Source organism: Sphingomonas sp. 2378, from assembly GCF_038084995.1.
Classification (GTDB): domain Bacteria; phylum Pseudomonadota; class Alphaproteobacteria; order Sphingomonadales; family Sphingomonadaceae; genus Sphingomonas.
The window spans coordinates 1-10,960 of record NZ_JAXCMJ010000046.1 but is presented as its reverse complement, the minus strand read 5'-3'; the positions used below and the strand labels follow the sequence as shown (position 1 = coordinate 10,960).

The 10,960-nt window shown below is 65.0% G+C and carries 9 protein-coding genes; 6 read left to right on the top strand and 3 right to left on the bottom strand.

Annotation, left to right across the window (positions count from 1 at the left end; translation table 11 throughout):
- The first annotated feature begins 100 nt into the window (after window positions 1-100).
- The 4 genes from SM191_RS16635 to SM191_RS16620 are packed head-to-tail and all read left to right on the top strand — an operon-like array spanning window position 101 to window position 3,722.
- Window positions 101-1,669: a cytochrome ubiquinol oxidase subunit I gene (locus SM191_RS16635; protein ID WP_341507159.1), complete on the top strand. Its 1,569-nt coding sequence runs from the start codon at window positions 101-103 to the stop codon at window positions 1,667-1,669.
- A gap of 16 nt (window positions 1,670-1,685) precedes the next feature.
- Window positions 1,686-2,825 carry a cytochrome d ubiquinol oxidase subunit II gene (gene cydB, locus SM191_RS16630; RefSeq protein WP_307002944.1) on the top strand — a complete coding sequence of 380 codons (1,140 nt, stop codon included), beginning with the start codon at window positions 1,686-1,688 and terminating at the stop codon, window positions 2,823-2,825.
- Between the two features lie 12 nt (window positions 2,826-2,837).
- On the top strand, window positions 2,838-2,954 hold the full coding sequence (gene cydX, locus SM191_RS16625) for a cytochrome bd-I oxidase subunit CydX (RefSeq protein ID WP_307002946.1): 117 nt from the start codon (window positions 2,838-2,840) through the stop codon (window positions 2,952-2,954).
- 57 nt (window positions 2,955-3,011) lie between these two features.
- Window positions 3,012-3,722: a Crp/Fnr family transcriptional regulator gene (locus tag SM191_RS16620; protein WP_341507158.1), complete on the top strand. Its 711-nt coding sequence runs from the start codon at window positions 3,012-3,014 to the stop codon at window positions 3,720-3,722.
- Here SM191_RS16620 and SM191_RS16615 read toward each other — a convergent pair.
- Window positions 3,719-4,255: a hypothetical protein gene (locus SM191_RS16615; protein WP_341507157.1), complete on the bottom strand. Its 537-nt coding sequence runs from the start codon at window positions 4,253-4,255 to the stop codon at window positions 3,719-3,721. The two genes, SM191_RS16620 and SM191_RS16615, sit on opposite strands and share 4 nt — an antisense overlap.
- A 300-nt stretch (window positions 4,256-4,555) precedes the next feature.
- Here SM191_RS16615 and SM191_RS16610 point away from each other — a divergent pair, with 300 nt between their 5' ends.
- Entirely contained in the window at window positions 4,556-6,070 is a 1,515-nt protein-coding gene (locus SM191_RS16610; RefSeq protein ID WP_341507156.1) for an acetyl-CoA hydrolase/transferase family protein, read from the top strand.
- A 60-nt stretch (window positions 6,071-6,130) separates the two neighbouring features.
- On the opposite strand, the gene SM191_RS16605 is transcribed toward SM191_RS16610, so the two are convergent.
- Window positions 6,131-9,028: a TonB-dependent receptor domain-containing protein gene (locus SM191_RS16605; RefSeq protein ID WP_341507155.1), complete on the bottom strand. Its 2,898-nt coding sequence runs from the start codon at window positions 9,026-9,028 to the stop codon at window positions 6,131-6,133.
- A 625-nt stretch (window positions 9,029-9,653) separates the two neighbouring features.
- On the opposite strand from SM191_RS16605, the gene SM191_RS16600 reads away from it, so the two are divergent.
- Complete coding sequence (locus SM191_RS16600) at window positions 9,654-10,421, top strand: hypothetical protein (RefSeq protein WP_341507154.1); 768 nt, start codon at window positions 9,654-9,656, stop codon at window positions 10,419-10,421.
- Between the two features lie 172 nt (window positions 10,422-10,593).
- Here SM191_RS16600 and SM191_RS16595 read toward each other — a convergent pair.
- Window positions 10,594-10,960: hypothetical protein (locus SM191_RS16595; protein WP_341507153.1), on the bottom strand; the 367-nt coding region annotated here is incomplete at its 5' end.

Sequence of the window (10,960 nt, the reverse complement as noted above, 5' to 3'; positions counted from 1 at the left end):
CGCCCTCCCGTCTTTGACCGCGGTCAATGTCGGCACGGGAGCGCAGGCCTAGCGAATCGGACAAGGGGCCGGGGGGCGGCTCCTTTTATGGAGACATGCTATGGACCCCGGCGTCGTCGACCTGTCGCGGCTGCAATTCGCCGCGACCGCCTTGTATCACTTCCTGTTCGTACCGTTGACTCTCGGCCTGTCGATGATGCTGGTCATCATGGAATCGGTCTATGTCATGACCAACCGCCCGGTGTGGCGCGTCACGACGCGCTTCTGGGGCAAGATCTTCGGCATCAACTTCGTGCTGGGCGTCGCCACCGGCCTGACCATGGAGTTCCAGTTCGGCACCAACTGGTCCTATTTCTCGCATTATGTCGGCGACATCTTCGGCGCGCCGCTGGCGATCGAGGGGCTGATGGCCTTCTTTCTGGAGGCAACGTTCGTCGGGCTGATGTTCTTCGGCTGGGACCGGTTGTCGAAGCTGGGCCATCTGATCGTCACCTTCATGGTCGCGCTGGGCACCAATTTGTCGGCGCTGTGGATCCTGATCGCCAATGGCTGGATGCAAAATCCGGTCGGCGCGAGCTTCAATCCTGATACGATGCGGATGGAGGTCGGTGATTTCGGCGCGGTGCTGTTCAATCCGGTCGCCCAGGCCAAGTTCGTCCATACGGTCAGCGCGGGCTATGTCTGCGCTTCGGTCGTCGTGCTGGGCGTATCCGCCTTCTGGCTGCTCAAGGGGCGGTTCCTGCCCGTCGCGCGCCGGTCGATGACGGTGGCGGCGGCGTTCGGCCTCGCCTCCTCGCTGTCGGTCGTCGTGCTGGGCGACGAGAGCGGCTATGCGCTGACCGACAACCAGAAGATGAAGCTCGCCGCGATCGAGGCGGTCTGGCACACCGAGCCCGGCCCGTCCGGCCTGACCCTGTTCGGCTATCCCGACACGGTGGCGCGCGAGACGCGCTACAAGGTCGAAATTCCCTGGCTGCTCGGCCTGATCGCGACGCGCAGCCTGGACGGCACGGTGACGGGCATGTCCGAACTGGTGCTGAAGGCGCAGGAGCGCATCGCCTCGGGCGTGATCGCCTATGATGCGGTCCAGCGGCTGAAGAGCAATCCGCAGGACATGGGCCAGCGCGCCCGGTTCGAGGCGCACAAGCGCGACCTGGGCTATGCGCTGCTGCTCAAGCGGCAGATGGCGGACCCGCGCGCCGCCAGCCCCAAGCAGATCGAGGCGGCGGCCTGGGACACGGTGCCCGATGTCGGCCTGCTCTTCTGGAGCTTCCGCATCATGGCGGCGATCGGCTTTGCGATGATCGCGCTGTTCGCCACCGCCTTCGCCTTGTGCTCGCTCAGGATGCACATGGATGCGCGCTGGTTCCTGAAACTCGCGGTGGCGGCGATCCCGCTGCCCTGGATCGCGATCGAACTGGGCTGGCTGGTCGCCGAACTGGGGCGGCAGCCCTGGGCGATCGAGGGCGTGTTGCCGACCTTCCTGGCGACCAGCTCGCTGACGCGTGGAGCGCTGTGGACGACGCTGGCGGGCTTTACCCTGCTCTATGGCGCGCTGGCGGTGATCGAGGTGCGGCTGATCCTCGCCGCCATCGCGCACGGACCGGAGGAACGCGACGACCAACCGGCACCGGGGGAAATCCCCGCCGCCATTCCCGTCACCGCCTGAAGAAAGGGACTGGGACATGTTCGACTATGAGATGTTGCGCCTGATATGGTGGGCGCTGCTGGGGGTGCTGTTGATCGGCTTCGCGCTGACCGACGGATTCGACCTGGGGGTCGCGGCGCTCCTGCCCTTCGTCGCGCGGAACGATGCCGAGCGGCGGATGGTCATCAATTCGATCGGGCCGACCTGGGAGGGAAACCAGGTGTGGTTCATCCTGGGCGGCGGCGCGATCTTCGCCGCCTGGCCCTTCGTCTATGCGGTCAGCTTCTCGGGCTTCTACCTCGCGATGTTCCTGGTGCTGGCCGCGCTGATCCTGCGGCCGGTGGGGTTCAAGTATCGCAGCAAGCGGCCCGATCCGGCCTGGCGCACCCGGTGGGACTGGGCGCTGTTCGTCGGGGGACTGGTGCCCGCGCTCGTCTTCGGCGTGGCGGTCGGCAATGTGCTGCTGGGTGCGCCGTTCCGGCTCGATGGCGATCTGCGCGCCTTTTACGACGGCACGCTGCTCGGGCTGTTCACGCCCTTCACCCTGCTCTGCGGGCTGTTGTCGGTGGCGATGCTGGTGCTGCACGGCGCGGCATGGCTGTCGATCAAGGTCGAGCATGGCCCCGTCCATGACCGGGCGCGGGCGTTCGGAACGGTGGCGGCGATCGCCTCCATCCTGTTGTTCGCGGGCGGTTTCGCCTTCGTCGCCTGGGGCGATATCGGCTACCGGATCGTCGGTGCGGTCGATCCGCTGGCACCGTCCAACCCGCTGCGCATGACGGCGGAACGGGCGGGCGGCGCGTGGCTGACCAACTATGCCCTCTATCCCTGGATGATGGCGCTGCCCGTCATCGGCTTTGTCGGAGCCGCGCTGGCACTGGTCGGGATTCGGAGCGGGCGCGAGGCCCTAGCCTTTACCGGGTCGTCGCTCGCCGCGACGGGCATCATCGCCACGGTCGGCTGTTCGATGTTCCCCTTCATCCTGCCGTCGAGCATCGACGTTCACAGCAGCCTGACGGTGTGGAACGCCTCGTCCACGCAAAAGACGCTGGGCATCATGCTGTTCGTCACCATCGTCTTCCTGCCGATCGTGCTCGCCTATACCGCCTGGGCCTACCGGGTAATGTTCGGGCGCGTGACCGGCGATGCGGTGCGCACCAACCCAGACTTTTACTGAAAGGCCCCCGCCATGTGGTATTTCTCCTGGGTCCTCGGCCTCGGCCTCGCCCTTGGTTTCGGTATCCTCAACGGCATCTGGCACGAATTCCACCTGCCGGTCGAAGATGACGTGTCGCCACCCCACTGACAGATAGGACAATCCGTCCGACGACAAGGGATCATGGTCTTGCTATAAGGCAAGGCCATGATCCCGAACGACATCTGTGCCGATTGCGCGGTGCGCGACCGCGCCTTGTGCGGCAGCCTGGACGACCGGGAACTGACCGCGCTCAACGCCATCGGCCAGCGCCGCCAGGTCGCGCGCGGCCACACCATCGCCTGGGCGGGCGACGAAGCGGTGATCTGCGGCAACCTGCTGACCGGCGTGCTGAAACTGGTCGCCGCCACCGCCGACGGACGCGAGCAGACGGTCGGCCTGCTCTATCCCGCCGATTTCTTCGGACAGCCCTATGCGGGCGATGTCGATTTCACCCTGACCGCGCTGACCGAGGCGGAACTCTGCGTCTTTCCCCGCGCCGCCTTCGAGCGGGTGCTGGAAGATCACCAGCGCATGGAACGCCTGCTGCTCCAGCGAACCTTCGAGTCGCTGAACGAGGCGCGCGGGCGGATGCTGGTCCTGGCGCGCAAGTCGGCGGGGGAGAAGCTGGCGGGCTTCCTGCTCGACATGGCGGCGCGGGCGGGGGCGAGCGGTTGCCGGGCCAGCCGCGACGGGCCGGTCACCTTCGACCTGCCGCTGACGCGCGGCCAGATCGCCGATGTGCTGGGCATGACGATCGAGACGGTGAGCCGTCAATTGACCCGGATGAAACAGGGCGGCCTGATCGGCCTGCCCGGCGGCCGCGCCATCACGATCAGCGACCGCGAGGCATTGGTGGCACGCGCCGAGGCTGCCTAAGCCGCCAAACTCTCCGCCAGCGCATCGACCAGCAGGCCGCGCGCCTCCGGGGTCAGGCGATGCCCGGCCAGCGCGATGATGACCAGTTGCTCGAAATCGACCGCGCGGCGACACCCGGTGAAGAAGCTGCGCAGCATATGGCCCAACGTCTCGGGCGCGGCAAAGGCATCCGCCTCGCCAAAGGCCGCGACCAGTTCGCGCGCCGCCGCCGCATCGGCCTCGTGCCGGTGCCGGACATGATCGAGCAGCGTGTCGATCAGCGGATCGTCATGCCCGTTCGACAGCATCGCCTCCAGATAGGCGCCATCCGCCTGCTCACCCCGCGTCACCAGCGTTTCGAGCGCTTTCAGGAACAGGGTCATGGCCACCCCCTCGGGGCGATCGGGCAAGCCATCCGCCATAGCCTCCGCCTGTCGGCACAGGAGCAAGCGACGACGATGTTCCTGGAGCAGGCGGATCAGGTCGATTTCCTGAATGACGTGCCAGCGCCGTGCGAACGGCACGACGCTGCCTTGAAGCGGGTTGCGGTCCATCTTGGGTCGTCTCCTTCGCCGCCCAGGTGGCGACGGACGGCGGTCCGCGCATTGACGATCGTCAAATCGTGCACCTCGCCCTTTTTGACCATGGTCAAGGCGCGGGTCGGCGGCGGCACCCATCCCTGCCCCATCGTCGTCCGACAGGAGAAGTTCCCATATCCGAAGTGACGGACGGGATGATCCCGGTCGCCATCCCGGCGCCGGGGTTGAGATAGAGGGTTCTATGGTCCTCGACCTGACGATATGAAATCGCGGCGGGCGTCGGCTCTGCCCCTGCCCGCCAGCGTTGGAGAAGCAATGACCGACCGTATCGCTTGTGCCGCCCTTCGTTCGCGTATCGCCGATGCCGACACCGCCGCCGCGCTGATCCGTCCCGGCGAGACAGTCGCGACCAGCGGCTTCACCGGCTCCGGCTATCCCAAGATGGTGCCGCAGGCGCTGGCCCGGCGGATGGCGGCGTCCCATGCCGAAGGGAGGCCCTTCCGCGTCAATCTGTGGACCGGCGCCTCGACCGGCCCCGAGCTGGACGGCGCGCTGGCGGCGGTCGACGGCATCGCCCAGCGCCTGCCCTATAGCGGCGATCCGGTCGCCCGCGAAAAGATCAATCGCGGCGAGATCGACTATCTCGACATGCATCTCAGCCAGGTCGCGCCGATGGCGTGGGAGGGCGTGCTGGGGACGCTCGACACCGCGATCGTCGAGGTGTCGGGCATCCGCGCGGACGGATCGCTCATCCCCTCCTCCTCGGTCGGCAACAACAAGACCTGGGTAGACCGGGCGAGCCGCGTGATCCTGGAGGTCAATCGCTGGCAGGATGCGGCGTTGGAGGGGATGCACGACATCTATTACGGCACCCGCCTGCCGCCCGATCGCGTGCCGATCCCGCTGGTCCGGCCCGACGACCGGATCGGCACGCCCTATCTGACCTGCGATCCCGACAAGATCGTCGCCATCGTCGAGACCGAGGCGCCCGACCGCAACCTGCCCTTCGCCGCGCCCGACGATACCGCGCGCGCCATCGCCGGGCACATCATCGAGTTCCTGACCCATGAGGTGTCGCGCGGACGCCTGCCGCCCGCGCTGCTGCCCATCCAGTCGGGGGTGGGCAATATCGCCAATGCGGTGCTGTCCGGCCTGGTCGACGCGCCGTTCGAACCGATGACCGCCTATACCGAGGTGATCCAGGACGGCATGCTCGACCTGCTCGATACGGGCAAGCTGCGCATGGCGTCCGCCACCGCCTTTTCGCTCAGCCCGCAGGCGGCGGCGCGGCTCAATGCGAACATGGCCGCTTACCGCGACCGCATGATCCTGCGCCCGCAGGAGATCAGCAACCATCCCGAACTGGTCCGCCGCCTGGGCTGCATCGCGATGAACGGACTGATCGAGGCGGACATTTACGGCAACGTCAATTCGACGCTGGTGATGGGATCGCGCATCCAGAACGGCATCGGCGGGTCGGGCGATTTCGCGCGCAACGGCTATGTTTCGATCTTCATGACCCCTTCGACCGCCAAGGGCGGCAAGATTTCCGCCATCGTGCCGCAGGTCTCGCATGTCGATCACATCATGCAGGACGTACAGGTGATCGTGACCGAGCAGGGCCTGGCCGATCTGCGCGGCCTGTCCCCGCGCCAGCGCGCACGGGCGGTGATCGAGCGCTGCGCGCATCCCGATTATCGCCCGATGCTCGCCGACTATGCGATGCGCGCCGAGGGCGGTTCCTACGGCCTTCATGCGCCCTCGCTGCCCGCCGAGGCGCTGTCCTGGCATCGTCGCTTCATGGAAACGGGGACGATGCTGCCGGGTTGACCCACGTTGGGCCCGCGAAAGGGAAAGGCGGCCGGGGAATCACCCCCGGCCGCCGCTTCGTCAGAACTTGAAGCCCAGGCGGGCATAGCCGAACTGGCCCGGCAGGTCATAGGTTGTGGGATCGAACCCGCCACAGCTCAGACAGTCGGGCGCGCGCTGACCCAGGATGTTGTTGACCCCCATGGTCAGGGTCAGCCGCTGCGACAGCCAGGGCATGGTCCAGCCGACCTGCGCGTCGAGATAGAGGATCGGCTTCATCTCGCGATTGTCATAGGCGGGCTCGGTGACCTTGCCGATATAGCGGCCGGTCAGCGAGGCCAGGAACGTCTCGCTCGACCAGTCGATCGTCGCGGTGCTCTTGAAACGCGGATAGGCCTGGTCGCCGCGCTCGGTGCCCTGGCGTTCCAGCGTGCTGCTGCCGGTCGCGGTGGGCAGCGTGGTCGAATATTCCAGCAGGACATTGCTGGCCCAGTTCAGGCCGAACGTTCCCGCCCCCACGCGCGGGCTACGATAGACCAGGGTGATGTCGATCCCCTCGCTTTTCAGCGAGGCGATGTTCTGGAGCAGGCCGCGGATCTGGGTGATCTGGCCGCTGCCCGTCGCGGAACGGGTGATCGCGCCGCAGCTGACCGCATCGCGCTGGTTGATGCAGTTGGCCAGCAGCACGTCCGCCCCGATCGAGGCGATCGCGTCGTCCACCTTGATCGTATAGTAATCCGCCTCCAGGCTCAGCTGGCTGGCGAAACCGGCGTCGCGCGCCCAGGCAGGGCTATAGACCCCGCCCAGCACCCAGCTTTCCGACTTTTCGGGCTTCAGTGCGCGGTTGCCACCGGTCAGGATTGGCAGCTGCAACCCGTTCTGGACGTAATTGACCGGCACGCCCAGCGCGACGCAGTTCTGCCGCACCGTGCTGTTCGCGGGCAGGCTGGCAAGGCCCGAACAGGGATCGATGACCGTGCCGTCGAAGCGCGACGGCGTGCCGAACAGCTCGCCGATGCTGGGCGCGCGGAACCCTTGCGCCCAGGTGCCGCGCAGGCGCAGATCCTCGAACGGTTTCCAGCTGAGCCCGCCCTTCATCACCGTGCGATTGCCGCTGGTCGAATAGTCCGAATAGCGGGCCGCGAACGACCCTTCGATCAGGCGGAAGAAGGGCACGTCCTTCAGCACCGGGATGCTGAGTTCGCCGTAGACCTCGTTGACGTCGAACCCGCCCGAGCTGGGCTGCGCGGGAATGTCGGAGCCCAGCCCCGCCGCGACGATGGCGTCCGGCTGGAAAGAGCCCGTCTGACGGCGGAACTCATACCCCGCCGCCAGGCCCAGCGGCCCGGCAGGCAGTTGGAACAGCGTGCCGGTCAGGTTCAGCGTGGCGTCGGTCATCGTCTGCTCGGACCGGTCGCGCTGGGTGAAGGTGACATAGTCGATCATCGCCGGGGTGATCGATCCCTCCCCGCCGAAGATATTGAACGGCACGCACGCGCCGGTGCAGTTCGCCACCGGCCCCAGCGCCAGGGCCAGGTTGGCGGCGTTCACATTGCCGTGCGCCACCTGCTTGGCATGGTTCTCGGCATAGATGAGGTTGGCGTCCCAGTACCAGGTACCCTGGCCGATCGCGAATTGCCCGTCCAGCGTGCCGGACATGTACATGGTGTCGACCCGCTGGCTGTAATGGCGCGGACCGTTCTCGACGAAGCGACGCCCGATAAAGCCGTAATTGGCGGGCGTGCCGTTATTGCCCGCGCTCAGCGTCACGCCGAACGGGTTGAACGGGTTGGTCCGGTCGATCGAGATGGTGTCGAGCAGATTGCCGTTGCCCGCATCGGGGCCGACGAACAGCGGCAGCGGCGCCGCCTGGTTGTCCGAGGTACGGCGGTTGTAGATCAGCTTGGTGCTCAACCGGATATTGTCCGCTAGCTGGCCGGTGAAGTTGACGAAGGCGCCGAACCGCTCCTGCGGGGTCAGCAGATAGTTATAGGGGCGGAAATTGAACCGGTCGGCGACGGTGAAGGACTTGAAATCGCTGTTCGCACCCGTCGGATCCGACGGATCGAAGCGCGGCCGGGTCAGCGGGTTGCTCTTCAGCGTCAGGTTCATCCCCTCGCCCGTGACGGGGTTGTTGATGATGAACCGGCCATTGGGCGTGCCCGAACTGCAACTGCTGGAGCAGGCGGTCGCACCCGGATCGGGGAAGGCGTAATAGGGGCGGTCGCCCGCGAAGACCGAGCCCTGGTTGATGTAATTGGCACCGGCGACGACCGAGACGCGGCCGTCCTCCGTGCGATGACCCCAGCTCAGCTGGTAATTCTGGGTAACGCCGTCGCCCTTGTCATATCCGCCGAGCTGGGCGGTGGCGAGGAAGCCGTTCTGCCGCTTCTTGGTGATGATGTTGACGACGCCCGCGATCGCGTCCGAGCCATAGATGGTCGATGCGCCGTCGCGCAGTACGTCGACGCGCTCGATCATGCCGTCGGGAATGGCGTTGAGGTCGACCGCGCCGGGAATGCCGCTGGCCGCACTGCCGTTGATGAAGCGCAGGCCGTCGACCAGCACCAGCGTGCGGCGGCTGCCCAGATAGCGCAGGTCGATCTCCGCCGACCCGGCGCCCACCCCGCCGCCATCGGGCGGATTGCCGTTATTGCCCGAACGGTTGAAGCGGGAATTGAGGCCGCCCGCAGCCCCCGGCAACCGTTGCAGCACATCGCCGATCGAGGAAAGGCCGGTCCGCGCGATATCGGCGCCGTCGATCGCGGTCAGTGGCGCGCTCTGGTCCAGCGGACTGCGGCGGATGCGCGATCCCGTGACGACGATGGTATCGTCGCCCGACGGAGTGTCGTCGCTGGCGGTCGTACCGGTCGTGCCGGTGGGTCCGGTCTGGGCGTGCGCCTGCCCCGCCAAAACGAGCGAGCCGATGGCCGCGCCGGTCAGCGCCCATCGCCGCATTTGGCCCGATAGATATGCCATGATTTTCCCCCTTTTTTATAGCGTGATGCAACTCCTGTTCCTGCTGCGGACGTTGGCGACCTCTGACGGGTCGCCTTATGTGGTGATAGGTTGGCCTATGCGTCGAGCATCGACGATGCCGTCAGTCGAGCGGCGATCGGGACGGCGGCAGGCGCCATTCGCGCCGTGCGTGATTCGGCCTTTGACGGCATCGAATACGACACCGTGCGGAGGTTGAACCCATGCGAATTTGCTCGGCTACCACTAGGCCAGAGCTCTGCACGGAGTTCATCGTCATCGACCCTTCACCCCCTCGGACGTGCCAGACCACTTATGGTTGGGGTGTATACGGTATGATATCCCTTCTACTGTCAAGGGTGAAATACGCAGTTTGGCGGAACGCACTTGTTGGGGACCAACAGGCGTTGAAGAGTTGGCTGGATCGATGTGCAATGCGACGATGGTAGTGCGGCAAGACACAGAAACGCTTACCATCCGCGAATTTTCGGCAAATCAAATAATTGAAAATAGTATGATTTTTAATCACTATCTTATTATCGCACTTCATCCACCATAGTTTTTAGATATTTGTTAAATTCACCTTTGGAATAGCACGCCTTACCGCGTCATCAAAGGAGTTTTAAACTTGACAAATCTTCCTAAACTTAGGGAAATTATTAGCATGGAGGAATTTAGCCTACCTCATCACCGCTTCAAATCTACTATTAATTACCTTACGTTTACTTCTTTAGCGTCTTTCACCCTGACAGCGGGTGCCACCCTTGCGATCCCAATTGCTGCAAGCCATAGATATCTCGCAATTAACATTGCCATAATATCTTTGATCATATCGATCTTGGCATATGCCATACTGATATCGATTTTCATCGTTGATGGCCTGCGATGCCTTACATTAAAGAAGTCGAAGCTTTGCGACGAAGTAGAAGCCACAATGTCTCGAGAGCAGGGGGTAATCGACATGCTCGTGGAGAAGGGCTCGTTGCTCGATATCCAACGCTATGATCGCCGACTGGCCTTCGAACTCAAGATCATCGATCAACGCAAGGCGGGGATCGCCATTTTGGCCGGGTTGGCCGCTGCGGCCATCGCACTGGCCCCGTCACTTCCCCTTGGCGGTTTATCGATCAGCGAGGCCCTGAAGGCCGGCGTACCGGCTCTTCTTTTTGGTGCCGGGATAGCGGGGATCCAGCAGCATGACTTCGGCCTGCGCCTTCACCGCATCAACTTTGCCTTTTCCGAGGCCGAACGCTTGCTGCGATCCCGAGAGGAGAATTCTGCCACCCCTGCCCCCACTGGAACTATGCTCCCCACCGTAGCGCCTCGAATGGCAGCAGAAGCACCGACTCCCTCGAAAGGCACACCCCAAGCGGCCACCCCGGGTCGCAGCGGGTAACCGCTCGCCCTTCGCGCCCGAATTGGCCTCGACTACCTCCCCGGCCGCCCCGGACGACGCGCCGCCGTGTGTATCGGACGAACTGGCAGCCCCGGGCGACCCAACACCGTCCGCGTCGGACGCACAGCTTCCCTCATGTCCGGACGGGCGCCCTGTTCCGCCAGCCTCGACATCATGCGACCCGGACGACTTGCCGATCCCGAAGGCCGCGCCACCGATCCCCGCCAGCGTCGAGGCACCGTCGATCAGCACCTCCGAATAGCTCTTCGTCATCCAGCGCCGCTTTCTGTAGAGCTGTGGTCACGCAAGAGGCGGGAGACCTCGCGCCCTTCACCGCCTCCTCGAATGCTTCCCGGCCGCCGACCGCTTTCACCGCTGCGCGGAAGGCGGGATCGTACTCGTAGACATCCTCGAAATGCAGACGCTCGGGAGTATCCGGGCCGTAGCGACCGAGCGGCGTCACGGTCGCGTTATTCTGCGTCTCGATCCGCGCGGCCACGGTCGCGCTCGCGGCATCCAGCCCCGCGCCCGACGCCACC

What these genes read in the sequence shown, in the direction of transcription:
- cydX (WP_307002946.1), top strand. Translation starts at nt 2,838, where the DNA reads ATGTGGTATTTCTCCTGGGTCCTCGGCCTCGGCCTCGCCCTTGGTTTC.
- SM191_RS16635 (WP_341507159.1), top strand. Translation starts at nt 101, where the DNA reads ATGGACCCCGGCGTCGTCGACCTGTCGCGGCTGCAATTCGCCGCGACC.
- cydB (WP_307002944.1), top strand. Translation starts at nt 1,686, where the DNA reads ATGTTCGACTATGAGATGTTGCGCCTGATATGGTGGGCGCTGCTGGGG.
- SM191_RS16615 (WP_341507157.1), bottom strand. Translation starts at nt 4,255, where the DNA reads ATGGACCGCAACCCGCTTCAAGGCAGCGTCGTGCCGTTCGCACGGCGC.
- SM191_RS16610 (WP_341507156.1), top strand. Translation starts at nt 4,556, where the DNA reads ATGACCGACCGTATCGCTTGTGCCGCCCTTCGTTCGCGTATCGCCGAT.
- SM191_RS16620 (WP_341507158.1), top strand. Translation starts at nt 3,012, where the DNA reads ATGATCCCGAACGACATCTGTGCCGATTGCGCGGTGCGCGACCGCGCC.
- SM191_RS16605 (WP_341507155.1), bottom strand. Translation starts at nt 9,028, where the DNA reads ATGGCATATCTATCGGGCCAAATGCGGCGATGGGCGCTGACCGGCGCG.